This window comes from Pseudomonas sp. GWSMS-1, assembly GCF_049847425.1.
GTDB lineage: Bacteria > Pseudomonadota > Gammaproteobacteria > Pseudomonadales > Pseudomonadaceae > Aquipseudomonas.
The window spans coordinates 3,135,888-3,162,008 of the sequence record NZ_JBMHHV010000005.1; the positions used below are offsets into that span (position 1 = coordinate 3,135,888).

18 protein-coding genes, 3 tRNA genes and 4 pseudogenes are annotated in these 26,121 nt (G+C 57.0%); 17 read left to right on the forward strand and 8 right to left on the reverse strand.

Features of this window, described 5'->3' with window-relative positions:
- Positions 1–74: 74 nt before the first annotated feature.
- From ACEPAJ_RS18440 to ACEPAJ_RS18455, 4 genes and pseudogenes are all read left to right on the forward strand, one after another.
- Positions 75–704 (forward strand): DUF1780 domain-containing protein, encoded by a 630-nt coding sequence (locus ACEPAJ_RS18440; RefSeq protein WP_274089255.1) that lies wholly within the window; start codon positions 75–77, stop codon positions 702–704.
- Positions 701–1,195 (forward strand): MOSC domain-containing protein, encoded by a 495-nt coding sequence (locus tag ACEPAJ_RS18445; RefSeq protein ID WP_425916848.1) that lies wholly within the window; start codon positions 701–703, stop codon positions 1,193–1,195. The genes ACEPAJ_RS18440 and ACEPAJ_RS18445 overlap by 4 nt, the downstream gene beginning before the upstream one ends.
- An 82-nt stretch (positions 1,196–1,277) precedes the next feature.
- A complete protein-coding gene (locus ACEPAJ_RS18450; protein ID WP_274089253.1) occupies positions 1,278–1,451 on the forward strand; it encodes a DUF3094 family protein in 174 nt (57 codons plus the stop codon).
- Between the two features lie 63 nt (positions 1,452–1,514).
- Positions 1,515–2,815, forward strand: a pseudogene (locus tag ACEPAJ_RS18455) (NAD(P)/FAD-dependent oxidoreductase).
- A 119-nt stretch (positions 2,816–2,934) separates the two neighbouring features.
- Here the strand turns inward: ACEPAJ_RS18455 and ACEPAJ_RS18460 are convergent.
- The 3 genes from ACEPAJ_RS18460 to ACEPAJ_RS18470 form a co-directional block, all read right to left on the reverse strand.
- Positions 2,935–3,010: transfer RNA gene (locus ACEPAJ_RS18460), tRNA-Lys, on the reverse strand.
- Between the two features lie 5 nt (positions 3,011–3,015).
- Positions 3,016–3,091: transfer RNA gene (locus ACEPAJ_RS18465), tRNA-Pro, on the reverse strand.
- A 9-nt stretch (positions 3,092–3,100) separates the two neighbouring features.
- A tRNA-Asn gene (locus ACEPAJ_RS18470) sits at positions 3,101–3,176 on the reverse strand.
- Between the two features lie 212 nt (positions 3,177–3,388).
- Between ACEPAJ_RS18470 and ACEPAJ_RS18475 the strand changes: the two are divergent.
- Both ACEPAJ_RS18475 and ACEPAJ_RS18480 read left to right on the forward strand, forming a co-directional pair.
- Positions 3,389–5,739, forward strand: a pseudogene (locus ACEPAJ_RS18475) (DUF1631 domain-containing protein).
- 9 nt (positions 5,740–5,748) lie between these two features.
- Positions 5,749–6,084 (forward strand): PilZ domain-containing protein, encoded by a 336-nt coding sequence (locus tag ACEPAJ_RS18480; protein WP_322949407.1) that lies wholly within the window; start codon positions 5,749–5,751, stop codon positions 6,082–6,084.
- An 83-nt stretch (positions 6,085–6,167) separates the two neighbouring features.
- Here the strand turns inward: ACEPAJ_RS18480 and clpB are convergent, their stop codons facing one another.
- From clpB to rluD, 3 genes and pseudogenes are all read right to left on the reverse strand, one after another.
- On the reverse strand, positions 6,168–8,732 hold the full coding sequence (gene clpB, locus ACEPAJ_RS18485) for an ATP-dependent chaperone ClpB (protein WP_425916851.1): 2,565 nt from the start codon (positions 8,730–8,732) through the stop codon (positions 6,168–6,170).
- 174 nt (positions 8,733–8,906) lie between these two features.
- A pseudogene (gene pgeF, locus ACEPAJ_RS18490) lies at positions 8,907–9,631 on the reverse strand (peptidoglycan editing factor PgeF).
- Between the two features lie 4 nt (positions 9,632–9,635).
- A complete protein-coding gene (gene rluD, locus ACEPAJ_RS18495) occupies positions 9,636–10,610 on the reverse strand; it encodes a 23S rRNA pseudouridine(1911/1915/1917) synthase RluD (RefSeq protein WP_274089247.1) in 975 nt (324 codons plus the stop codon).
- Between the two features lie 158 nt (positions 10,611–10,768).
- Here rluD and ACEPAJ_RS18500 point away from each other — a divergent pair, with 158 nt between their 5' ends.
- The 4 genes from ACEPAJ_RS18500 (at position 10,769) to ACEPAJ_RS18515 (ending at position 15,239) form a co-directional block, all read left to right on the forward strand.
- Positions 10,769–11,749 carry an outer membrane protein assembly factor BamD gene (locus tag ACEPAJ_RS18500; protein WP_425916853.1) on the forward strand — a complete coding sequence of 327 codons (981 nt, stop codon included), beginning with the start codon at positions 10,769–10,771 and terminating at the stop codon, positions 11,747–11,749.
- 325 nt (positions 11,750–12,074) lie between these two features.
- Positions 12,075–12,320: a PP0621 family protein gene (locus ACEPAJ_RS18505; RefSeq protein WP_425916855.1), complete on the forward strand. Its 246-nt coding sequence runs from the start codon at positions 12,075–12,077 to the stop codon at positions 12,318–12,320.
- Positions 12,310–13,899: a sensor histidine kinase gene (locus tag ACEPAJ_RS18510; protein WP_425916857.1), complete on the forward strand. Its 1,590-nt coding sequence runs from the start codon at positions 12,310–12,312 to the stop codon at positions 13,897–13,899. The genes ACEPAJ_RS18505 and ACEPAJ_RS18510 overlap by 11 nt, the downstream gene beginning before the upstream one ends.
- Before the next feature lie 2 nt (positions 13,900–13,901).
- Positions 13,902–15,239, forward strand: coding sequence for a sigma-54-dependent transcriptional regulator (locus ACEPAJ_RS18515; protein WP_425916858.1), 1,338 nt, complete (start codon positions 13,902–13,904; stop codon positions 15,237–15,239).
- 55 nt (positions 15,240–15,294) lie between these two features.
- On the opposite strand, the gene thiO is transcribed toward ACEPAJ_RS18515, so the two are convergent.
- Positions 15,295–16,380, reverse strand: a complete 1,086-nt coding sequence (thiO, locus tag ACEPAJ_RS18520) for a glycine oxidase ThiO (protein WP_425916860.1) — start codon at positions 16,378–16,380, stop codon at positions 15,295–15,297.
- A 123-nt stretch (positions 16,381–16,503) separates the two neighbouring features.
- Between thiO and ACEPAJ_RS18525 the strand changes: the two genes are divergently transcribed.
- The 7 genes and pseudogenes from ACEPAJ_RS18525 (at position 16,504) to ACEPAJ_RS18555 (ending at position 25,045) form a co-directional block, all read left to right on the forward strand.
- The gene (locus ACEPAJ_RS18525) at positions 16,504–16,998 is read left to right on the forward strand and encodes a GspH/FimT family pseudopilin (RefSeq protein WP_425916862.1); all 495 of its coding nucleotides are present in this window, start codon (positions 16,504–16,506) and stop codon (positions 16,996–16,998) included.
- 100 nt (positions 16,999–17,098) lie between these two features.
- A complete protein-coding gene (locus ACEPAJ_RS18530) occupies positions 17,099–17,632 on the forward strand; it encodes a GspH/FimT family pseudopilin (protein ID WP_425916864.1) in 534 nt (177 codons plus the stop codon).
- A gap of 5 nt (positions 17,633–17,637) precedes the next feature.
- A complete protein-coding gene (pilV, locus tag ACEPAJ_RS18535; RefSeq protein WP_425916866.1) occupies positions 17,638–18,171 on the forward strand; it encodes a type IV pilus modification protein PilV in 534 nt (177 codons plus the stop codon).
- Between the two features lie 9 nt (positions 18,172–18,180).
- Complete coding sequence (locus ACEPAJ_RS18540) at positions 18,181–19,050, forward strand: PilW family protein (protein ID WP_425916868.1); 870 nt, start codon at positions 18,181–18,183, stop codon at positions 19,048–19,050.
- Positions 19,047–19,562, forward strand: a complete 516-nt coding sequence (locus ACEPAJ_RS18545; RefSeq protein ID WP_425916870.1) for a pilus assembly PilX family protein — start codon at positions 19,047–19,049, stop codon at positions 19,560–19,562. The genes ACEPAJ_RS18540 and ACEPAJ_RS18545 overlap by 4 nt, the downstream gene beginning before the upstream one ends.
- Positions 19,563–20,439: 877 nt before the next feature.
- Positions 20,440–24,617 (forward strand): annotated as a pseudogene (locus ACEPAJ_RS18550) (PilC/PilY family type IV pilus protein).
- Positions 24,617–25,045, forward strand: a complete 429-nt coding sequence (locus ACEPAJ_RS18555) for a type IV pilin protein (RefSeq protein WP_425916872.1) — start codon at positions 24,617–24,619, stop codon at positions 25,043–25,045. Before ACEPAJ_RS18550 ends, ACEPAJ_RS18555 begins: the two are co-directional and overlap by 1 nt.
- Positions 25,046–25,130: 85 nt before the next feature.
- Here ACEPAJ_RS18555 and ispH read toward each other — a convergent pair whose 3' ends face one another.
- A complete protein-coding gene (gene ispH / locus ACEPAJ_RS18560) occupies positions 25,131–26,075 on the reverse strand; it encodes a 4-hydroxy-3-methylbut-2-enyl diphosphate reductase (protein ID WP_425916874.1) in 945 nt (314 codons plus the stop codon).
- Positions 26,076–26,121: the final 46 nt, after the last annotated feature.

Genomic DNA, 26,121 nt, shown 5'->3' on the forward strand with positions numbered 1-26,121 from the left:
ACCGACGACAAAAAGCCTGAAACAACCGCAACAGAGGGTACCAACACACCTGCCGCGCACGCTAAGCTGAAGCCATGGACGACTCAGACTACCTGCGCCTACTGACGCACCAGGCCGAACAAGCCAATGCTTTTCTCTCCAACGCGCGCAAGTGGGAGCGCGAGCGCTGGGTCTGCCAGCGCCTGCTGCAAGCCTTGAATGTCAGCCACCGCCTGGATGAGTTCAGCGCCGCAGACCACGAGCCGCCAGACGTATTGTTCCGCGACGCCAGCTTTGAAGTGTTCTTCGTCCTCGACGAGGGCCGCCGCCTAAATGATGAATGGCGCGCCGAGCTGGAACGCAGACGCAGCGCATTCTCCCTCAGCCAACTGGTGCGCCGTGAAGCCAAGCCCAGGCGTATTGCCGCGGCCAATCTACAACAGCGGCTGACGCCCACCCTGCGCAAAAAAGCCCACAACTACCAAGAGCGCGGCCTCGACCTGGGCGAGCTGGACCTGCTCGCCTACGTCAACCTAAAACGCGCCGTGCCGGACTTCAACAGCCACTTCCCACCACCGACTGAATTTCTCCGCCAGGGCTGGCGCTCACTGTCGCTGGTGGGCCCGACCTTTGCCCGCGTGCTGTTCGCGCATCCGGATGCTCCGAGCTTTCTGCGCAACAACCTCGGCCGCAGCGTGCTGTTTGATGTGGGCATCAGCCTATGAGCCCCTTGCACGAGTTACTTGCGGCTGTGCCGCAACAGGGCTGTGTGCGCTGGATTGGCGTGCGCCCGGCTTCGCGGGCGACGATGATCGAACTGGACGCCGTGGAAGCAAGGCGCGAAGCCGGCCTGACTGGCGACCACAGCCGCCCAGGCCCGCGTAACGCCCGGCAAGTGACCCTGATCCAATGGGAACACTTGGTGGTAATCAGCGCCCTAATGGGACGCCCGGCCGAAAACCCAATTACCGCCCACGAACTACGGCGCAATATCGCTATCAGTGGCATCAACCTGTTTAGCCTCAAAGGCCGGCGCTTTCGTCTCGGCCAGGCGATACTGGAAACCACCGGCTGGTGCCAACCCTGCGCAAAACTAGAAGAGCGCTTAGGGCTCGGCACCTTCCAGGCCATGCGTGGCCACGGCGGCATTACCGCGCGCGTGCTACAAGGGGGGATTATTCGCCTGGATGATGCCCTGCGCGTTGAGCCGCTATAAGCTGCGCAGCTAGAATGCCCACCACCCCAGCCCGCAATCGACCCTACTCAATTGCCAACGGCCCCCTTTACTCGAGGCACACATGACCAGTCGTCTGAACCCTGATGATCAAAAACGTGTCGAGCAATACCTCAGTGCTCCGCAGCATCAGGTCGAACGCCAGCCGTTCAAGGTTTGGCGGCTGCTGCTGATCATCGTGATGATCACGATTGGCCTGGGCCTGCTGAGCCGTCTTCTGAGTCGCCTGGTGCTATGAGCTGCTTAGCGCTCGCCCACACCGACTCACCGTTTTTCCTTAAAAGCCTTGTGAGCGTATCGAATGACTCATCAAATCGTAATTGTCGGCGGTGGCGCCGGCGGACTGGAGCTTGCTACCCGCCTAGGTAGAACCTTGGGTAAACGCGGCCAAGCCAAGATCACCCTGGTCGACGCCAACCTGACGCATATCTGGAAGCCATTGCTACACGAAGTAGCCGCCGGCTCGCTGAACTCGTCTGGCGACGAACTCAACTACGTGGCCCAGGCCAAGTGGAACCACTTCGAGTTCCAGCTGGGGCGCATGCACGACCTCAATCGCGCGAACAAACGCATCAGCCTATCGGCCACCCTGGATGAGCACGGCCAGGTATTGGTCCCCGCGCGCGAGCTGAGCTATGACAGCCTGGTCATCGCTGTGGGCAGTACGACCAATGATTTCGGTACCGCCGGCGCTGCCGAGCACTGCCTATTCCTCGACACCCGCGAGCAGGCTGAGCGCTTTCACCACCAGCTGCTCAACCACTACATGCGCGCCCACGCCAGCCAAAGCGAAACGACCGAGCTGATTAATGTCGCGATCGTCGGGGCGGGGGCCACGGGGTTGAACTGGCGGCCGAACTGCACCATGCGGCACGCGAGTTGGCGGCCTATGGCCTGGATCGAATCAGCCCGGAAAACATGCGCATCACCCTGATCGAAGCCGGCCCGCGTGTATTGCCCGCCCTGCCTGAACGCATCAGCCAGCCGGTGCACAAAACCCTGGAGAAGCTCGGCGTCACCGTACTTACTGGGGCCGCCGTCAGCCAGGTGACCCGCGAGGCGCTGCATACTGCGCAAGGCCAAATCATCCCAGCCACCTTGAAAGTATGGGCCGCCGGGATTCGCGCCCCCGACTTTCTCAAGGAACTGGATGGCCTGGAAAGCAATCGCATCAACCAACTGCATGTAAGGCCGACCCTGCAAACCACCTTGGACGACAACATCTTCGCCTTCGGTGATTGCGCTGCCTGCCCGCAACCTGGCAGTGAAGGACGCAACGTACCGCCGCGCGCACAGGCAGCGCACCAACAAGCCTCACTGCTGGCAAAATCGCTAAAACTGCGCATCGAGGGCAAGCCGCTGGCGGAATACCGCTACCGCGATTACGGCTCATTGATCTCGCTGTCGACTTTTTCAGCGGTCGGCAACCTGATGGGCAACCTGACCGGCAGCGTCATGCTCGAAGGTTGGCTGGCGAGAATGTTCTACGTATCGCTCTACCGCATGCACCAGATTGCGCTGTACGGCATGACACGCACGCTGTTGATGATGCTCGGCGACCGCATTGGCCGCAGCACCGAACCGCGCCTGAAACTTCACTGATACTCGCGCGGGCAAGGCCAGGCCTTGCCCGCCAGCACAACAAAGAACGAAAAGATCAAATCGCAGGCAATAAAAAACCCGCACTAGGCGGGTTTTTTATCATTCAAGCACGCTTGAAATGGTGGGTCGTGTGGGATTCGAACCTACGACCAATTGGTTAAAAGCCAACTGCTCTACCAACTGAGCTAACGACCCAAAAATGGTCGGGGTAGGGGATTCGAACTCCCGACATCCTGCTCCCAAAGCAGGCGCGCTACCGGACTGCGCTATACCCCGATGAAAGATTGGCTCCGCGACCAGGACTCGAACCTGGGACCCAATGATTAACAGTCATTTGCTCTACCGACTGAGCTATCGCGGAACTACTTGCTTCCTTTCTCAGAAATTTGAACCGCTTGTTAATTCGTTTCGCTTGTCTGAGGCGCGCCATTTTACGGTTTATCGCGAAGCTGTCAACCCCTAAAATTGCTTTTAGTACAATGATTTGCAGCTGCGAGATGGGCTGCTATATCTTCCCTATGTCTGTGTTCATTGCAGGACGCATCTGCCGCAAGGCCTCAGTCAGGAAAGTCCATGAGTAACCAGGGCACACCGCCAACCCCACCCTCATCTATACAGACCCTTGCCAATCGCGGCATCCAGCCGCGCTTCGGGGAGCTGGCACAAAGCTGCCGCAAGCTGGTGATGAATCGCCTGGCCGAGCACCTGACAGGCGTCTTCGCCCAGGTCGACGACACACTCTTTGAATGCGCTGAAAAAGCCGAGAACAATCAGGTGCAAACATTGTTCTTCGACAACATGCGCGAGATCCGTAAGCAGCGACCACAAATAGAACGCAGCTACCATAAGCAGATCGCACAGAACCTCGCCGATTTCCTCGACGGCAAGCTCAAGCTGCTATCCAGCGCTAGCGAACTGGATGTCGAGCACATGGCCCTGGTGCAAAACGAGGAATATGAAGAAAGCCTGCAAGTCACCAACATGGTCAGCCGGGTAAAGGCCCGCTGCGCACAGCCACTATTTGCCCTGGAGCAACGCCTGGCCTTGCTGAATAACGGCCAGAAGCTGGGTGAGGACAGCAATCCCTTCGGCCCACAAATGATTGCCCAGGCGTTCCGAGACGCCCTGGCGCCCTGCCCGTTCCCGCTGCGGATAAAGGTCATCCTCTATACGCTGTTTGACACCCACGTCATGCAAAGCCTGGACAGCCTCTATAGCGCATTGAATCAACGCCTGATAGAAGCGGGCGTACTGCCGAACCTCAAGTACATCGCACAACGTAACAGTCAGCCCGCTCGCCAGAAGACAGCGCCCACTGCCGCCGCAGCCGAACAACCGGCCGAGAGCAACGCCAGCAGTAGCAGAAACACCAGCGCTGGTAGCAGTGCCGGGCAACAGCCCCGCGCCGGCAACACCGACCTCAGCGGACCGCCCCCCAGCGACCCAATGGAATTACTGGGCAACCTGGCAACCCTGCTGAGCGAACATCGCCAGCGCGACATTGATGCCCCCTGCTCGGCGGCACCCGCAGCATTGCCAGCTTTACTCCCCGCGAAGCGACCAGCACCTACAGCGCTTCCGCGCTGCTGGATGCACTCAATCGCATGCAGCAGCACTCGGCCAGCGACCTGTCACAGCGCCTGCATCACCCACAGCCAGTCGAAAGCCTGAAAGCCGATTTGCAGCAACAACTGGAAGCCCACAGCGCGCTTCCCGGCCAACAGAAGGTTTCCGACCAAGAAGCGGATGTAATCGACCTGGTCGGCATGCTGTTCGACTTTATTCTGGACGACGACAACCTACCGGACACCTGCAAAACCATCCTCTCGCACCTGCACACGCCCTATCTAAAGGTGGCACTGCAAGACAAGGCACTGTTCACCCAGCACCACCACCCTGCCCGCCGCCTGCTCAACAGCATGGCCCAGGCCGGCGTTCTGTATGGCGGTGAGGGCGATGAGCGCGGCCTGCTGGCCAAGCTGCAGTGGGTGGTCGAGCGGGTCATTCATGATTTCTCGGGCGACTTGCAGCTGTTTGACGGCCTGTTGGAAGAATTCAATGAGTTCGTCGGCACCCTCAGGCACAAGGTCGAACTGCGCGAACGCCGCGCAGTGGAAGCCGCCAAAGGTCGCGACAAACTGCTCGGTGCTCGTCAGCATGCCGTCGAGGTCATTGCCAATAGCCTGAACAATCGCCAGCCACCCAGCATTATTCGTAACTTTCTCGAACTGACGTGGGCGGATGTGCTGGTATTCGTGCTGCTGCGCAATGGCGAGCGCAGCCCCGAATGGCAGCGCGCCTGCGAGGCGGCCGAGCAATTGGCATGGAGCGGCACCTTGCTCGACGAAGCCGCAGGCGAGCGCCTACGGAAGCTGCGCGTGCCGCTGCTCGAAGACTTACGCAAAGGCCTGGAGCTGCTCGGCGGCTACCATGAAGCGGGCATTCGCCGCCTGCTGCAGGATTTGGTGGCCTGCCAGCATGCCGTACAGGCCAAACAACCGCAGGTGGCCGCCAAGCTCCAACCCAGCCTGCCAGACAGCCCGCTGGCCGCCATGCTCGGCGAAGATGCAGCCCTGGCGACCCTGGCACCACGCGAGTCAACCCTCTCGACGCGCGCTCAGGCACTGGCCAAAGAGCTTGGCCATATCGAGTTCGGCACCTGGTTCGAATTTGTCACAGGCGAGCAGGTGCGCCTGCTCAAGCTGTCTTGGTTCAGCCCAACAACGCGCAACTACATGTTTGTCGACCAGAGCGGTCAACGCGTGGCAATCAAGCCACTCACTCAACTGGCCACTGAAATGGAACAAGGACTCGCACGCATCGTCACCCCCGAACGAGGTGCCCCACTGGTGGACCGCGCCCTTACCGCTATTTACCGCGTGCTGCAGCGTTTTACCGGGCGCACGGCTGAGCCCCAAGAATAAGGAACTCGCATGAATGACGAACGTCGCCTGCATAACCGGCATAGCGCCGACGTGCAGCTGGAGGTCTTTGACCTGCACTCTGGCCAACGCCTGGGCCGCATAGTCGACCTGTCTGCTGATGGCTTTATGTTATTTAGCGACACACCGCTGGCGGCAGATGAACTGGTGGAGTGCCGCCTGGTCAGCGAACAGCTGATTGAGGGCGTGGGTGAAATAATCCTGGGGGCTGACTGCCTGTGGAGTCGCCCCGGTGCTGACGGCCAACACTGCTGGGCCGGGTTTCACATCATTGACCTGGCCGAGGACCAGGCAGCCGCCCTGGAAATCCTGCTCAAGCACCTGTAATCCAGGCAAAAAAATACCCCGGTCAGCGCATGCTGAACCGGGGTATTTTTATCTGGCGCCGTTGTTAATGCGGTTAACTAGGATCAGTCGAAGACGATCTCATCGCCCTCTACCCGACCGGTGACGCTGCTGCCCGGCGCAAACTTGCCGGCCAAGATCAACTGCGCCAAGGGGTTTTCGATCCAGCGCTGCACAGCACGCTTGAGCGGGCGCGCGCCATACACAGGGTCGTAACCAATGGCAATCAGCTTGTCCATCGCCTCAGCCGAGAGATCAAGGTTCAGCTCACGCTCAGCCAGACGCTCACGTAAACGCCCCAGCTGGATTTGCGCGATACCAGCAATTTGATCACGGGCCAGCGGCTCGAAGATCACCACCTCATCAATCCGGTTGATGAATTCCGGACGGAAATGCACACCGACCGCATCCATCACCGCTGCGCGCTGCGCTTCACGATCGCCAACCAATTCCTGAATCTGCGCGGAACCCAGGTTGGAGGTCATCACGATCACGGTGTTTTTGAAGTCCACTGTGCGACCGTGACTGTCCGTCAGACGACCGTCTTCCAGCACCTGCAACAGCACGTTGAAGACATCCGGGTGAGCCTTCTCCACCTCATCCAGCAGAATCACTGAATAAGGCTTACGGCGCACGGCCTCGGTCAAATAACCGCCCTCTTCATAACCGACGTAGCCTGGCGGCGCGCCGATCAGCCGCGCCACGGAGTGTTTCTCCATAAACTCGGACATATCGATACGCACCAGCGCGTCTTCGGTGTCGAACAGGAACTCCGCCAGCGCCTTGCACAACTCCGTCTTACCGACCCCGGTCGGGCCGAGGAACAGGAACGAACCGCTCGGCCGATTAGGGTCAGACAACCCCGCACGGGAGCGCCGCACCGCATTGGCAACCGCCACCACGGCCTCATCCTGACCAATCACGCGCTGATGCAGCAGACCTTCCATTTTCAGCAGCTTGTCACGCTCACCTTCGAGCATCTTGCTGACCGGAATACCGGTCCACTTCGATACCACTTCGGCAATCTCTTCCTCGGTGACCTTGCTGCGCAGCAACTGATTATCTTTTTTGCCGTGCTGGTCGACCATTTGCAGGCTGCGCTCCAGATCCGGAATAACGCTGTACTGCAGCTTGGCCATTTGCTCCAGATCACTCTTGCGCCGCGCCGTTTCGAGTTCCTGCCGGGCCTGCTCAATTTTCTGCTGGATCTGTGCAGAGCCTTGCACCTCAGCCTTTTCCGACTTCCAAATCTCCTCCAGATCGGCGTACTCGCGCTCCAAGCGGGCGATATCTTCCTTGAGTTTTTCCAGGCGCTTCAACGCCGCCTCATCGTCTTCTTTCTTCAACGCCTGACGCTCAACTTTAAGCTGAATCAAGCGGCGCTCAAGACGGTCTAGCACCTCTGGCTTGGAATCGATTTCCATGCGGATACGGCTGGCCGCCTCGTCAATCAAGTCGATGGCTTTATCCGGCAACTGGCGGTCGGTGATATAGCGATGGCTCAGCTTGGCCGCCGCGATAATCGCGCCGTCGGTAATGGCCACCTTGTGGTGCACCTCGTAGCGCTCTTTAAGGCCACGCAGGATGGCAATGGTGTCTTCTTCGCTCGGCTCATCCACCAGTACTTTCTGGAAACGCCGCTCCAACGCAGCATCCTTTTCGATGTACTGACGGTATTCGTCCAGGGTAGTCGCCCCCACACAATGCAGCTCACCGCGAGCCAGAGCCGGCTTGAGCATATTGCCGGCGTCCATCGAGCCTTCGCCTTTACCGGCGCCGACCATGGTGTGCAGCTCGTCGATAAACAGAATGATGCGGCCTTCCTGCTTGCCCAGTTCATTGAGCACCGCTTTAAGGCGTTCTTCGAACTCGCCACGGAACTTGGCACCAGCGATCAGCGCGCCCATGTCCAGCGACAGCACGCGCTTGTCTTTCAGGCTATCCGGCACTTCGCCATTAACAATGCGCTGGGCCAGCCCCTCAACAATGGCGGTTTTACCCACACCCGGCTCACCGATCAGCACCGGATTGTTCTTGGTGCGACGCTGCAGCACCTGGATGGTGCGGCGGATTTCATCATCACGGCCGATCACCGGGTCCAGCTTGCCGTCTTCGGCGCGCTTGGTCAGGTCGACGGTGAATTTATCCAGCGCCTGGCGATTTTCTTCGACATTCGGGTCATTCACCGCATCGCCGCCGCGCAGGTTCGCCACGGCGTTTTCCAGCGCTTTACGGCTGACGCCCTGGCCGAGCAGCAGCTTGCCCAGCTTGGTGCTGTCATCCATCGCGGCCAACAGTACCAGCTCGCTGGAGATAAACTGATCCCCCTTCTGCTGCGACAAGCGATCAGCCTGATTGAGCAGGCGCGCCAAATCCTGCGACAGGTTTACATCACCGGACGGGTTCTGGATTTTGCCCAGCTGATCCAGCTCCTTGGCCAAGGCCAGGCGCAGGCTATTCACATCAAAGCCGACCTGCATCAACAGGGGCTTGATCGAGCCGCCCTGTTGTTCGAGCAGCGCCTGCATCAAATGCAGCGGCTCAATGGCCGCATGATCGAGGCCAACGGCCATGGATTGCGCATCGGATAGCGCGAGTTGCAGCTTGCTAGTTAAACGATCAATACGCATATCAATCAACCCTCTTAGTGGTGGCAGGCCGGCGCACTGAATCGCGCCCAGACAAAAAAACCTGCGGATGAAGAGTAGATGAGGTCGATTGTGCGCGTTTCAAGTCACGCGACGTTGATGGGGGTCAGTAAAACGGTACCGCGAGCCACTGCCGGCCCGCGACGATTCGCACGCTCAGTTACCCAACCAGATCAGGCTGGCAAAGCGCCCGCTTTGCGCCGAACGGCGGTAAGAGAAGAAGCGCGGGTCGGTAACGGTGCAAAAGTCGCCGCCATACACAGCCTCGACACCACAGGCCGCCAGACGGATACGCGCCAGCTGGTAAATATCGGCCATAAACTTGCCCGAGTTAACGCTCGGCTGAAATGCAGCAGCCGCTTGCGCCTGCTGGCCGACAAAGGCCTCGCGCACTTCCGCCCCCACCTCAAAGGCTTGCGGCCCAATCGCCGGGCCCAACCAGACCAAGACCTGATCCGCCGGCACGGCCAGCTCATCCAGAGTAGCCTCCAGCACGCCGCCGGCCAGTCCACGCCAGCCCGCATGGGCGGCCGCCACGCGAGTGCCCGCGCGATCACAGAAGAGAACCGGCAAACAGTCGGCGGTCATCACCGTGCAAGCAACACCCGGGGTTTCGGTCCAGCTAGCGTCAGCTTCAAGCACTGCCGCTGGATTGGCCTCTACAACTGCAACACCGTGAACCTGCTGCAACCAGGCGGGCTTACAGCCCAACAGACTGACTAAGCGCTGACGGTTTTTAGCAACCGCACGCGGGTCATCGCCAACATGCTCGCCCAGGTTAAGGGTGTCATACGGCGCAACGCTGACACCCCACTGCGGGTGGTAACAGAGGTTTTGACTTTGGCCGGCGCGGGCCACTGCGGCATCAACCAGTCGTGCATCTTGTCACCCAATAAATGCCTCGCGGTCCTGGCGCAACAGCGTCAGCAACCAAACAAAGTCATCCGGCAACGGCGACTGCCACTTCATCCGCTCGCCAGTGATCGGATGGTCCAGTTCAAGGAAGCGCGCATGCAACGCCTGGCGCGGGAACTCCTTAAGGGTCTGCACCATGCTTGGGTTAGCGGCCGGCGGAATGCGGAAACGTCCGCCGTAAACCGGATCACCGACCAGCGGATAACCGATATGGCTCATGTGCACACGGATCTGGTGCGTGCGCCCGGTTTCCAGCTTGACCCGCGCATGGGTATGCGAGCGATAGCGCTCTAGCACACGGTAATGGCTCACCGCCGGCTTACCACCATCGCTAACCGCCATACGCTGACGCTGCGACGAGCTACGACCGATCGGCGCGCTGATCTTGCCACCAGCGGTAATCACACCAATCACGATGCACTCGTAGATACGGCTGACCGAACGCTTCTGCAGCTGATCGACCAGACGGGTCTGCGCCTCAATGGTCTTGGCCACTACCATCAAACCGGTGGTGTCCTTGTCCAGGCGGTGCACGATGCCCGCACGCGGCACATTGATGATGTCCGGCACGTGGTGAAGCAAGGCATTCAGCAAGGTGCCATCGGCGTGCCCGGCAGCCGGGTGCACCACCAGGCCGGCAGGCTTGTCGATGACCAGGATCTGATCGTCTTCATAGACGATGTTCAGCGGGATGTCCTGGGCAATCCACTCACCTTGGGCTTCCTGCTCGGCCTTGAGCGCCAGCAGCGAACCGCCATGGACGATGTCGCGCGGGCGCAAGACCGCACCATCGACGGTCAGCAGACCCTCTTTGATCCAGGCAGACAGACGCGAACGCGAGTGCTCGGCGAACAGGAGTGCGGCGACTTGATCGAGGCGTTGACCGCCCATGTCATAGGGCACCTCGGCGTTCAGTTCAATAATCTGCTTATTAATAGAGGGCATGCTCGGCAACGGCGGGAAAGTCTGAAAAGGTCTAGCCTTTGGTTTCGGCTACACGCTTGTGGTTAAATACGGCGTCTTTGCCCCAGGGTACCGGGGGCGCTCATCATAACAGGACGGCTTTGCTCAAGACAGCCGCCGTCACAGGGACGCAAGCCGCCATGCAAGTGAAACACCTGCTGCTGATCGCAATCCTCGCCCTCACCGCCGCCTGCTCATCAAAACAGGTGGTTGACGAAAACCTGAGCGAGGCCGAACTCTACCAGCAGGCACAAGCCGACCTGGACAATAGTAGCTACACCGCTGCGGTGGCCAAGCTCAAGGCGCTGGAGTCGCGCTACCCGTTCGGCCGCTACGCCGAGCAGGCGCAGCTGGAGCTGATTTACGCCTACTACAAGAACGTTGAGCCGGAAGCGGCAAAGTCTGCTGCTGATCGTTTTATTCGCCTGCACCCGCAGCACGCCAACGTTGATTACGCCTATTACCTCAAAGGCCTGGCCTCGTTCGACCAAGACCGCGGCCTAATCGCCCGCTTCGTGCCGCTGGACATGACCAAGCGCGACCCTGGCGCCGCGCGCGACTCTTACAACGAGTTCGCCCAGCTCACCAGCCGCTTCCCGACGAGCCGCTACGCCCCAGACGCCAAGCAGCGCATGATCTACCTGCGCAACCTGCTGGCCGCTTACGAAATCCACGTGGCGCACTACTACTTGACCCGCAACGCCTACGTGGCTGCCGCCAACCGTGGCCGCTATGTGGTGGAAAACTTCCAGGAGACCCCGGCAGTCGGTGACGGCCTGGCGGTGATGACCGAAGCCTACCAGCGCCTTACCCTGGATGACCTGGCCGCCACCAGCCTGGAAACCCTAAAGCTCAACTACCCAGATCACCCAAGCCTGGTCGACGGCCAATTCGTACCGCGCGAAGAAGAAGCCGATACGCGCTCCTGGATTGCCAAGGCCACCCTGGGCCTGATCGAAACCGATACGCCGCTGCCGCCGGGCGAAACCCGCGCCAGCCAGGACGTTATCCGTCAGTACGAAGATGCCGAAGAGTTGATTCCGGATGAACTCAAAGCGCAAGAAGCCGAAGCACCGAGCCGCTCCTGGTTCAGCTACCTGACCTTTGGCCTGTTCGACTGAGCAAGCGCAACACCGCAAAAGGGAGGCTTCGGCCTCCCTTTTTCATGCCTGCGCGAACGGACTTAATAACACGGAGAGTTGACCAGAGGCATCAGCACTCAACCGGCGTGCTGACCTGATCAGCACAGACATGCGCACCGAAATCTGCGTGCAACGTATAGGCGACACATGACTGGCATTAACCGAGCTAGCGAGCCTACTCGCCACAGAGCGGGCAAGCAGCTAACTGCCAATACCCATAACAACGCCTGGGTCACCGTTTGAACGCTGGGCGCATGCGGACGGGTTAGCTAAACTGCGCGCCTATCAATAAGAAGAGAGCGCCATGGGCCTGTTCCGCTTGCTGTTCTGGATTGCCATCATTGCTGCCGCCTTCTGGCTGTGGCGGCGCCTTACCCGGCCAACAATCTCGCGCCCGAAACGCCCTGACGCGACACAAAAGCCAGCGCCAATGGTGCGCTGCCAGCAGTGCGGCATCCATGTACCCCGCGATAACGCACTGGCAAAAGGCGAAAAGTGGTTCTGCAGCCAAGATCACCTAGAACAAGACGCCAAATCCCGTGAGCACTGACTTCCCCCTAAGCGGGGAGCAAAGCTGGCGCATCCTGCGGCTCTACCACCTGTACCGCCTCATTATCGGCATTACCTTAGCGACACTGGTCTCGAGCGACCTTGACTCGCAACTGCTGGACATGGCGCACCCGGCACTGTTCCGCAATGGCAGCTGGCTGTACCTGGCGCTCAACGTCCTGATCATCGCCACCGTGCGCCGACCCAAACGCCTGGCACAAGTATTCAGCCTGGCCTTGGTCGATGTGATTTTGCTCTCCGGGCTGTTCTATGCCGCCGGCGGCACCCCCAGCGGCATCGGCAACCTGTTAATTGTTGCCGTGGCCATCGCCAATATTCTCTTGCGCGGGCGCATCGGCCTGCTGATTGCAGCCGTAGCAGCAATTGGCATGATCTACCTGACGTTCTACCTCAGCCTTAGCCGGCCAGCCGCCTCCGCCCAGTACGTGCAAGTTGGCGCGTTTGGCGCGCTATGCTTCGCGGCCGCACTGTTCGTGCAAGGCCTGACCCGCCGCCTGCAAGTCAGCGAAAACCTGGCCGAGCAGCGCGCTGCCGACGTGGCCAACCTGGAAGCACTCAACGCGCTGATCCTGCAACGCATGCGCACCGGCATTCTGGTGCTGGATGACGTGCATCGCGTATTGCTGGCCAACCAGGGCGCCAACCACCTGCTCGGGAAAAGCGACCTGACCGGCACGATCCTCGACCCACACTGCCCGGAGCTGATCAAACGCATGCAGCAGTGGTCGCACAACCCAAGCCTGCGACCTGCCAGCCTCCAAGCAGCGGCTGACGGCCGCGTACTGCAGCCGAGCTTTATCGCCCTGCAACGCGGCAAGCATAAACACACGCTGATCTTTCTCGACGACATCTCACAAATCGCCCAGCAAGCGCAGCAACTCAAGCTTGCCTCGCTGGGCCGCCTGACCGCCGGCATCGCCCACGAGATTCGCAATCCGCTGGGCGCGATCAGCCATGCGGCCCAACTGTTACAAGAATCCGATGAGTTGCAAGGGCACGACCTGCGCCTGGCGCAGATTATTCAGGATCATTCGCGACGCATGAACTTGGTAATCGAGAACGTCCTGCAACTCTCGCGGCGGCGCCAGGCCGAACCGCAATTACTCGACCTAAAATACTGGCTGCACCGTTTTGCCAGTGAGTTCCGCAGCAGTGCCACACCCCAGCAGACGCTACACTTAGAAACCAGCAGCGGCAGCATCCAGACCCGCATGGACCCGCACCAACTCACCCAGGTATTAAGCAACCTGGTGGAGAACGGAATGCGCTACAGCGCGAAGAAGCACAAGCAAGGGCAAGTCTGGCTGAACCTATTCCGCGACCCGAGCAGCGAACTCCCTGTACTCGAGATACTGGACGACGGCCCAGGTGTCGCCGAAGAACAACTGCATCACCTATTCGAGCCCTTCTACACCACGGAAAACAAAGGCACCGGCCTGGGTCTATATATTTCCCGCGAGCTATGCGAAAGCAACCAGGCCCGCCTCGATTACAAACCTCGCGAAAGTGGCGGCAGCTGCCTACGCATCACCTTCGCCCACCCGCGCAAACTGAGCTGACCATGACCCGCCAGAGAGCCTTGATCGTCGATGACGAACCCGATATTCGCGAACTTCTGGAAATCACCCTGGGGCGCATGAAGCTCGACACACGCAGCGCACGCAACGTTAAAGAGGCGCGCGAATGGCTGGCCAAAGAGCCCTTCGACCTCTGCCTAACCGACATGCGCCTGCCTGACGGAACAGGCCTGGAGCTGGTGCAGCACATTTTGCAACGCCACCCGCAAGTGCCCGTGGCGATGATCACCGCCTACGGCAGCCTGGACACCGCGATCAATGCACTTAAGGCCGGCGCCTTCGACTTCCTGACCAAGCCGGTCGACCTCGGCCGCCTGCGTGAACTGGTCGCAGCGGCCTTGCGCCTGCGCGGCGCCGATGGCAAAGAGCTGCCCGTCGACAGCCGCCTGCTCGGCGACTCGCCACCGATGCAGACCTTACGCAAACAGATTCTTAAACTGGCCCGCAGCCAAGCGCCGGTGTACATCAGCGGCGAATCCGGCAGCGGTAAAGAACTGGTGGCTCGCCTGATCCACGAGCAAGGCTCGCGCAGCGAGCATCCCTTCGTCCCGGTCAACTGCGGCGCGATCCCCACCGAGCTGATGGAGAGCGAGTTTTTCGGCCACAAGAAAGGCAGCTTTACCGGCGCCATCGAAGACAAACAGGGCTTATTCCAAGCCGCCAACAGCGGCACCTTGTTCCTCGACGAAGTGGCAGACCTGCCACTGCCGATGCAGGTCAAACTGCTGCGTGCCATTCAGGAAAAAGCCGTGCGCGCAGTGGGCGGCCAGCAAGAGTTGGTCGTCGACGTGCGCATCCTTTGCGCCACCCACAAGGACCTCGCCGGCGAAGTCGCCGCCGAGCGCTTCCGTCAGGATCTTTATTACCGTCTCAACGTGATTGAACTGCGCGTTCCCGCCCTGCGCGAACGCCGCGAAGACATCGCCCTACTGGCCGACAGCATGCTCAAGCGCCTAGCCGAAGGCACCGGCATAAGCGCCGCCAAGCTGGATGAGGACGCACTGGAAAAACTCAAAAGCTACCGCTTCCCCGGCAACGTGCGCGAGCTAGAGAACATGCTCGAACGCGCCTATACGCTGTGTGAAGACGATCGCATCACCTCCAGCGACCTGCGCCTGGCCGACTGCAGCCCCAACAGTGAAAACGGCGAAAGCAATCTCGCGCAGATCGACAACCTGGAAGACCACCTCGAAATCATCGAGCGCAAATTAATCATGCAGGCCCTGGAAGAAACCCGCTGGAACCGCACCGCAGCTGCGCAGCGCCTAGGCCTGAGCTTCCGCTCAATGCGCTACCGTTTAAAGAAGCTTGGCATCGACTGAACCGCACATAAGCTGTAGGAGGGGCTTTAGCCGCGAACCCCTCCTAGTGAAACGCTCAACCAACCGAAGCCAACCGCCCCGCCGGCGCATAAGGGGCCGGATCGACAATCGGCTCACGCCCCAGCATCAAGTCCGCGAGTAATTGGCAGGACGCCGGCGCCAGCACCAAACCATTGCGGTAATGCCCGCAATTCAGCCATAAGCCCTCGTACCCAGGCACCGGCCCGATATACGGAATGCCTTCAGGCGACCCCGGCCGCAACCCCGCCCAATGCCCCACCACCTCGGCATCAGCCAAAGCCGGCAACAACTCAACCGCCGAGGCCTTCAGACTGGCCAACGCCTCTTCGGTCGTGGTTTTGTCGAACGCGGCATGCTCCAGCGTGCTGCCAATCAGAATATGACCATCACGCCGTGGAATCGCATAACGCCCCTTGGCCAGCACCATAGCGGGCAAAAAGTCCTCGGCGCACTTGTACAAAATCATCTGCCCCTTGACCGGCACCACCGGCAACTCGATGCCAAGCGTCTTCATCAACTCTCCGCTCCACGCGCCGGCCGCGAGCACTACCTGATCGGCCTGCATATCACCCTGCGCAGTCTGCACACCCGTGATACGCCCACCGTCGCGGATAAAACCGCTGACCGCACACTGCTCATGCACGGTGACATTCGTCATCTGCTGCAGCGCTGCACGCAGCGCCTTAACCAGACGCGGATTGCGCACATTGGCCACGTCGGCCATCTGCAGCGCACGACCAAAACCCGCTGCCAACGCCGGCACCGCACGTTGCACGTCCGCCATATCGACCGACCGAAGCGCCCGCCCTTCCCGCTGCGCCCACGCCAACGCCTCGGCGTCATCGTCAAGGTTCAACCAGTACAACCCCGTGACATAAACCTCGGGATCAATTTGCGTCTGTGCCAGCAACTGCTCAGCCAAGCGCGGATAAAAATCCTGCGACCAATGCGCCAGCGCAGTGACGGCAGGGCTGTAGCGCCAGGGATACAACGGCGAAACGATACCGCCGCCGGCCCAGGAGGACTCTTGACCGACCTCACCGGCCTCAATCAGGCGAACATTGGCTCCCACCTGGGCAAGCTTAAGGCAGGACATCAGGCCAATAGCTCCACCACCCACAACAGCAAATCATCTATCAATGCTCACCTCGAATACAAAGAATCTTGACAGCACAGCCTTAGAAGCTAAATAGAAAGAGGCGGCCAGGAAGCCGAAGATGATAAACGCATAGGAAGCGCACCGATGAACCGAAATCACCAGAAAGCCTTCAACCTTCTTGAGCTGCTTATGGCCTTAGCGATATTGGGCATCCTAATAAGCATTATTCCACCGTCGTACAGCCATTTTATCGAGCGTAATCACACACAGGTCGTCCGCGATGAGCTACTCGCGCATCTACATTTCACCCGCGCACAATCCATTAACGCAAGGCGCTCACACACACTATGCGGCTCCGCTGATGGACAAACTTGCAATGGAAACTGGAACAGCATCTGGCTGGTGCGGAGAACACATGACCAACGAATCCTCCGGCGCTTCACGCCTGAAAGCCAGGGACAACTTTGCTGGCGCGGCTTTGGAGGCAACCAGGTAGTGTTTCGAGCCAACGGCATGAGCAGCGCAAGTAACGGTCGCTTCTCCTTTTGCAAGGATAAACAACCGCTGTGGCAAGTCGTGATTAACCGCCAAGGGCGCTTCAAAATCGACAAGCCAGAAAGCAACGTCAACTGCTGCTGACCGATCGTGCTAGCAGCAGGGCCGCTCATCTCCCCCCGGCTGACATCGGAATATGGTGTAGGCAGAATTTCAATGCCACCACCAATTTAGAAAAGATGCCATGTCCATTATCGCGCATATCCGAAACAGCAATACCTGGGCTGACAGAGCGTCACGTCAAGCTGGTTTTACTTTGATCGAACTGATGATCATCGTGACCCTAATGGGCATTTTCGCCATGATCGCCGTGCCGAGTTTCACCCAGTTCATTGCTAATAATCGAACCCAGTCGCTTAACAACGAAACCGTCGCACTTCTTCAATTCGCACGCAGTACTGCTGTAGAGCGACGCACCCTGATCAAGGTATGCCCAGGGGAAGAAAAATGGAGCGTTAAGGAGGACTGCTTGGCGTCCACGAAAGCTCTACGCACCATGGAACTGCCAGCGGGCTCTACCATAGACATCAGCGCCAATGAGCTGACCTTCCGCTACAACGGTACAGGTACCGCAGCCAACCTCTTCATCTGCCGGGGGGGCGACGCAGCCAATGGCTACAGCATAGAAGTCAAATCAAGCGGTAGCTCACGCTCATGGGGACGCGGCAAAACAGGCCCCGGAGATGAAGACAATATGACAACTTGCACAAACGGATGACGACGATGAAACCTAGTACTGCACAAGGCTTCAGTATGATTGAAGTACTGGTCACACTAGTGCTGATAAGCATTGGCATGCTTGGCATGGTTACACTGCAAACGCGTACCATCCAATACACACAGGACTCTGCGCAACGCAACACAGCAATCATGCTTGCGAACGATCTGGTCGAAATGATGCGTGCCATGCCCGCAGGGTTACCGGAGACCTCAGGCTATTACAAAAAAGCAGGCGATCAGTTCCCAGAAATGCCCAATGACTGCTCACCGCTACCAAGCAATGCTGCGGCTCAGCTTGCCTGCTGGGCGGACAAAGTCCAAAAAGCACTTCCCGTGACTCCGGAAAGTGCAGGTGGAGACAGCTTATTAAAAACTGACTTTCACGTATGCCGCACCAACACTGCAAACAGCTGCAGTAGTACAGGCACGGCTGTCGAAATTCAAATCGCCTGGCGCACTAGAGCAGGTGAATGCATGGACCCGGACGATGATGCTGACTCAACCGTTTGTCGCTATCGCCTGCGCACACAGATATAGGGCATTGAAATGACACATCACCGCTTTCAAACAGGGCTGTCACTGGTTGAGCTCATGGTGGCACTTGCCATCAGCAGTTTTCTTGTACTTGGCGTCACACAAGTCTATATCGACAATAAGCGCAGCTATTCATTCCAGCAGAATCAAACGGAAAACCTGGAAGGTGGCCGTTATGCCCTGTTACTGCTGCAGCAAGAACTGAGCAAAGCTGGCTATCGGCGGCGGCCTGACGAACAACCTGACACAGCGTTTCCAGCAGTCGGTGTTTTGCCAAACCTTGGATGCGGCGCCTTCGCCAAAGGGGTAACAATTCAGCGTACAGCCCTGAACTCGCTTTGCATTCGCTATCAGCCGCGCGATCACCTTGAGCGCAACTGCCTCGGCGACTTACCGTCTACAGCTACTACACTTGCAACAGCCCCTTATACCAGTTCCGGCGAAATCATTATCGAGCGCCTCTATTTTGAAAAAGACACGGATAGTGAATCGGGCACACTCAAATGCACACGGGTCCATACCGAGCTGACAGGAACCGTAATTAGTGACAGAACGGTCATGACCGGAGAGCTCGTTGCAGGGCTAGTCGACCTGCGTTACGAACTTGGCGTTGGTAGCGCCGCAGACCCACGCAATATTAGCCAGTACACAACCGCCGCGACCAACCTCCCTATTCTAGCAGTGCGCTATACCGCACTAATGCGCAGTTCGGGCATTCGTTTGCGTGAATCAATAACAGTAGACGACGCACTAGAAAACTGGCAAAGCCTTGCGGGCCTTGAGGACAGCGACAGCGTGCTTGCTGGTATCAAAGCTGCCGACAGTGGCCAGCTCTATCAAGTCTCGCAAAGCAATGTGATGCTAAGGAACCTGATGCCATGAGCAGACACTTTCCAAAAAAAGAACGCGGTGCAGCACTTTTTATTGCACTGATAATGCTTCTAGTCATCACGCTTCTTACACTTTCAGGGGCGCGCGAAAGCACTCTCGAAACTCGAATTACCGGTAGTTTCATTGAACAACAAAAGCTGCTGAACAATGCAGAAGCGGCGCTGCGCCAAGGAGAAAAGCAACTCACCGCATCAGCGGCTCCGCGCGAGCAAAATGACTGCACCGGAGCGTATTGTTTTCTAAGCAACAGCCCCGCCTATCTCCAAAATTTCGAAACGGCAATGAGCTACACAATCGTAACAGGCGAAAACGGCCAAAAAATCAGGTGGTATGCGCTACCCGCTCCCGCTGGTGCGGCGCAGGGGCAAGCGGAGAATCCGGAGTACGGCAACATGCTGCTAGGCATTGGCACCTTCCGCTATGAAATTAATGCCGAAGCCGAAAACTCACCAACTGGGCACAAAGCCAACCTTCGCTCTACCACAGCTAAAGTCTTCAACTGAAGGGATAAACTAAAATGCAAACTCACGTATTCCTTCAAGCCAGCGCTATTGCCCTGGCAATCGCAATTACCCCAGGTTTCCAGGCTCAAGCTGCGGGCGGCGCGAACAACCCCGCACAATCCCCCTATTTGTCAGCAGCTCAGCTACGCCACTCAATATGCTGGTGATGGGTCGTGACCATAAGCTTTACTACGAAGCCTATAACGATGCTTCCGACCTCAATGGCGACGGTATAATCGATGCAGGCTATAAGGGGCATCTAACAACAGCCGAAGGTGGCATCGACTACTTTGGCTATTTCAACTCCAACGTCTGCTACGCCTATACCGACGGAACTTTTGTACCCACAGCACTCGCTACCAACAAACGCTGCTCAAGCCAATGGAGCGGTGACTACCTAAACTATCTGACTACATCCCGCATGGATGCATTGCGCAAGGTGCTTTACGGCGGATATCGGGTTAACGATAGCGAAAGCAAAACGTTACTTCAGGGCGCTTATATTCCCCGTGACGCGCATGCATGGGGTAAAGAGTACAATCCCAACGGCGATAATTTTAATATCTCTGACTACACACCACTGTCGCAACCCGCCTCGGGTTTCCGTCACATGTTCGCGGTCGTTTCGAAAACGCAAGATACAGGCATTCCCCAACTACGCGTTCTAACTAATACCTCTTTCCGCGTGTGGAACTGGGTATCAAAAGAACGCCCTGTAGCAATGGATGAATGCATAGGCAGCACAGGCGCCACAGTAAGTTGCACATCAGGTGGCGCCTCAGCCGCAGGCTGGTCTGTGGTCCCCACTAGCGTACTTAGTAACGTGACAGTGACAACATGGAAAGATGATGAAAGCAGCCCTGGCAGCCAGCCCCAAATGGACTCACTTTTCAGTAATCATAAAAAAATTGAGCTTTGCGGAAGCGGAACTGCTTTACAGATACTTAAAAGCGCTAATGGAAATCCTTTCAACGCAAAGGGATGCTCCGACGACAACTACCATTCTTTAATAACTGCAACATTAACCCCACCAACCACAGGCAACTACACCTTTGCCGTGGACGGAGATGATGCAGTCGATGTTTCTATTGGTAGTACCTTAGTAGCCTCTTGGTATGGCGGCCACGGCGCCAACAACTCCGATAACGGGCTAAACACACATTCCGGCAGTATTTCATTAATTGGTGGTCAAACCTACACTGTCACGTTTCGCCATGAAGAAGCGGGAGGGAATGACAGCTGGGGCCTTTACTGGAAACTACCAGGAGGCGAACCAAGCACCCTAACAGACTACAATGTACGCGTGGAAGTTTGCCCTCTTGGCGCTGCTGCATTACGAGATGAGACATGCAAGGTGTATGGCAGTGGTAGCGTAAAGCCCACGGGCATTCTTCATGACTTCGGCGAAACCAACAAAATGTACTTTGGCCTACTCAGCGGCTCATACGGCAAGAACATGAGTGGTGGCACATTGCGAGCCAACATGGGCAGTTTCACTCGCGAGCTTGATCCGTTTACAGGTCAATTTTGCTCGTCTGACACCAGCTACTGTTCAAACGTAATTAACAATCCACTACCGCAGCGCAATGGCATTATTGCAACAATCAATAAATTTAGAATTTATGACTTCAACTATTCAAACAACGTGTACGGCTGCGGTTTCATAACCGGAGCGCCCATGACACAAGACAGTAAATGTTATATGTGGGGTAACCCGATAGGCGAGATGATGTATGAAACGCTTCGCTATTTCTCAGGCGCTAGCGGCCCAACATCCACTTATGATTACTCTGGTGGCCCGGACGCAACACTTGGCCTAGCCAAGCCAACCTGGGTCTCACCTTATTCCAAGAGCGGCGGTAATAACCCTGCCTGCGCCATTCCGGCAATGACCGTCATCAGCGATATTAATCCCTCGTACGACTATAAGCTTCCCGGTGCAAATACTAGTTGGCAGGCAGGTAACTCAGCTGTCTCAAACGCGGGTGACCCAACCTCAATCCAAGGTCTAAACGTTACTACTGAAACCAACGCCATAGGTAACGCTGAAGGTTTGGAAGACAAGAGCATATTCATAGGCGAGTCCAATGGAGCATCAGATGATGCCCCAACAGCAAAGGTTGTTAAGAAGCTCTCAACCGTTCGTGGCCTCGCGCCAGAAGAGCCCAGTAAACAAGGCACCTATTACTCCGCAGGTGTTGCTCGTTTCGCGGCCCAAAATGCGATTGGTGGTGACCGCAAACTGCAAACTTACTCAGTAGCGCTAGCCTCCCCTCTGCCACAAATCGACTTCCCAGTCGGTAACAACCGAATCACCTTAGTCCCGTTTGCAAAAACAGTAGGTGGCGGTGGATCCTTCAACCCCACAAACCAAATTGTAGATTTCTATGTACAAAAAATCGCCAATACCGACCCCGAGGGCAGCGACCTAGATACAAACATTAACGGCGGCCGCCCTTATGCAGAGTTTCGCATCAACTACGAAGACGTAGAGCAAGGCGCCGATCACGACATGGATGCCATTGCCCTTTACACACTTTCAGTAAATACCAGCAATGAGCTCAAGATTGACCTGTTCTCTGAATATGCAGCAGGTGGAGCTAAGCAGCACATGGGATATGTAATATCTGGGACTGGCTCAGCAACTGACGGCATTTATCTAGAAATTTGTGACCTTAGAACAGGAGGGACAAACAATGGAGACAGAGCAAGCTGCGAGGCACAAACACGTTACAACCTCAATACGCCTCCCGGCAGACCGGCGGGTTGGTGCGTAACTAATAGCAGCAATAGCGAGTGCGCCGGACTACCACCAACGGCTACTCGCACCTTTACCGCATCAAATAACGCCAACAGCGCAGAGTTGCTAAAAAGCCCGCTTTGGTATGCTGCTAAATATGGCATGCCTGACCGCGACACCAGCACGATACAAGGCGACCCTGACAACTATTTCTTGGTTACAAACGCCCTGACCCTCAAGGAACAACTCACCAAAGCATTTAACAATCTTGAGCAGTCCAACAACTCAGTTACAAGCCCAGCAATTTCCGTTGCAGGAAATGAGGCTTCCGACGATCTTTATATTTATCGCACCGACTACAAAATTAATACTTGGAGCGGTGATCTGATCAAGGAAGAATTCGATAGAACTACAGGCACGCGAACCAGAGAATGGAGCGCCAGTGCAAAAATGACGTCTGCCGGCCGTAATATCCGAATGGCTAATGCAGACGGCAGCGGCCTACAAGATCTCACCTGGGGCAACTTAAACAGCCGTGAGACACGCAACAATGCCGGCACTCTTGTAAACTTACAGGCTGCCCTGGCAACTGATATTGCGACAGGTACCGCTGCCCCAATAGAAAGCGGAAACAATCTAAGCACAGCAAATAATGCACTAGGCGAAAGCCGACTAAACTTTGTCAAGGGCCAGGAAAACGCAAAATTCAGACCACGGGACTCCTTACTCGGAGACATAATCAACTCCAACCCAGTCGTTGTTGGCGGCGCTCAATACCTTGCTTACCTAGCCGACAGCATCGAACCCAGCGCTAGCTACTCAACCTTTGTCGAAGCACAGCGCTCACGTAACAAGCGTATTTATATCGGCGCGAACGATGGCATGCTGCACGCCTTCGATGACAACGGCAACGAACAGTTTGCCTTCGTACCAACCGCTGTCATTCCTGAGCTATACCGGTTAACCGACCCGAGCTTCAATGAAGAAGGTGGTGCGCACAAATTCTATGTAGACGGCACCCTGTTGTACGCGATGTTTTTATCAACAACCAATGGCGCACGGTATTGGTTGGCACTCTGCGCGGTGGCGGCCGGGCCATGTTTGCACTCGATATCACTGACCCAAACGCTGTTAGCCTGCTCTGGGAGTTTAACGCCGGCGACGATATTGCTACCGGCGCTCCTGCTAACACGCCTAGTGATATGGGCTATAGCTTCCCGACTCCTACTATTGCCAAGCTTCACAGCGGCCACTGGGCTGTAGTGACGGGTAATGGATATGACAGCGATAGCGGTCGCGCTGCTTTAATGCTAATCGACATCGCCACTGGCGATTTGATCAAAAAAATTCCTACCGCGGCAGCTGACGCCAATAATGGCCTATCTAGCGTTCGGGTAGCCGATAACAACAGCGATGGTTTTGCCGACTTCGTCTATGCGGGAGACCTGAAAGGCAACCTGTGGCGATTTGACCTGATAGACACAAGTAAAAAAGACCCACTGCTTCGGGAGTCAAACATCAACACAAGCAACTATAAATTATCTTTTGGTGGAAACCCGTTATATACCGCGCGCAACGCCAGTAATGAAGTACAGCCGATCACAGCCCCTCCATCCCTAGTGCGCCACCCCAGCATGAAGGGCTATATCGTCATGTTCGGTACCGGTCGTTACTTCCGCGAGGCGGATAAATCTACCGAAGAAAACGATATCATCCAGACACTTTATGGCGTTTGGGATCAGAAAACCGCTGGGGAGGCCACCACAAGCACCGACGCACCTAGCCTTGTACGCAGCAATCTTCAACAACAGTCTTTCAGTAACACGACAGCCACCTTCCAGAATGGTGACGAGACAATAACCAAAACAGTGAGGACGCTGACCAATACACCAATAGCTTGGCGCAACGGCAGCGTCGGCAAGTACGGCTGGTACCTAGATATGGCAGTGGGCAGTACGGCTAATGGTGAGCGCATCGTCAACGAGATGGCTGCACGCGGGCAGGTTCTTTTCGTCAGCTCCCTGACACCATCCAATGACCCCTGTATTGCTGGACTGGAAGGCTGGACCTATGGCATCAATCCATTTACTGGAGGCCGCACCGAGTTTGCCGTGTTTGACTTCAACAACGACGGAATAGTAAATGCCAGTGATAACTACGACAGCCTAAGCGTTTCAGGTTTTAAAGCACCTGCAGGTGGATTCACCCTCAGCGGCGATACACTCTTTAGCACTGACGGCACATTTACCAATGTCAATTTCGGTCCGTCCGTGTCAGGCCGACAAAGCTGGCAACTAATTCCGGAGAATGATTAATGAATGCTAGGACTGCGGTGGGCTTCACCCTGATTGAGGTTATGATCGTGGTGGTGATAATTGGCATTCTTGCTGCTATCGCCTACCCCAGTTACAGCGAATATATCCAACGAAGCAATCGCTCGGAGGGGATGGCGCAACTAAACGATATCGCAGCACGCCAAGAACGCTACTACGCCCAAACGTATACTTATGTCACTACTTCGGCCGACCTCAGCAAGCTCGGCCTGACAGTTAGCAGTGATAAGGTGAAATCGGCAACAGGAAAATACGCAGTTACGGTCGCTAAAGTTGACGATGATGGCGGTTATACCCTGACGGCGACACAAAACTTCGGTGACACCAAGTGCGGCAACCTTACCCTCAATACTTTGGGCACTAGGGGGCGTAGCGGGAGCGGCAAAACCATAGAAGAGTGCTGGCGCTAATCAGCAACCAATAAAAAAACCGGCCAACTTAGCCGGTTTTTTATTAGATCGATAAAACTAACGCCCATAAAGTTTTGGCGTTTTTTTACAACGATTTAACCCGCAACTCCTTCGGCATCGAGAACGTCACATTCTCCGGCCGCCCTTCCAGCTCTTGCGCATTCGTTGCGCCCCACGCGCCAAGCTGCTGAATCACGCCTTGCACCAATACTTCCGGGGCTGACGCACCGGCAGTGATTCCAATGCCGGACACACCCGTAAACCACTCTTGCTTAAGGTCTTCCGCCCCATCGATCAGGTAGGCTGGCGTCCCCATGCGCTCGGCCAGCTCGCGCAGGCGGTTGGAGTTGGAGCTGTTAGGACTGCCAACGACCAGTAGCACATCGCACTCAGCGGCAAGCTGTTTGACGGCATCCTGGCGGTTTTGGGTGGCATAGCAGATGTCGTCCTTGCGTGGGCCACCGATAGCGGGGTATTTGCTGCGCAAGGCGTCGATGACCTTACTGGTGTCGTCCATGGACAGCGTTGTCTGGGTGACGAAGGCCAGGGCTTCTGGGTGGCGCACCTGCAGCGCAGCCACATCCTCTTCGTCCTCGACCAGGTAGATAGCGCCGCCGTTGCTGGCGTCGTACTGGCCCATTGTGCCTTCGACTTCCGGGTGGCCTTCATGGCCGATGAGGATGCATTCGCGCCCCTCGCGGCTGTAGCGCACCACTTCCATATGCACCTTGGTGACCAGCGGGCAGGTGGCGTCGAATATCTTCAAACCACGGCGTTCGGCTTCGCTGCGCACGGCCTGCGAGACGCCATGAGCGCTGAAGATCACGATGACATCGTCAGGAATCTGATCCAGTTCTTCAACGAAAACGGCGCCACGTGAACGCAGGTCTTCCACCACAAATTTGTTATGGACCACTTCGTGGCGCACATAAATAGGCGGACCGAAGACTTCCAGGGCGCGATTGACGATCTCAATGGCGCGGTCGACACCGGCACAGAAGCCACGGGGGTTGGCGAGTTTGATATGCATGCGGGTTATCTCGGCGCGCGTAAACGGAAGTTGCCGCGGGTTGGGT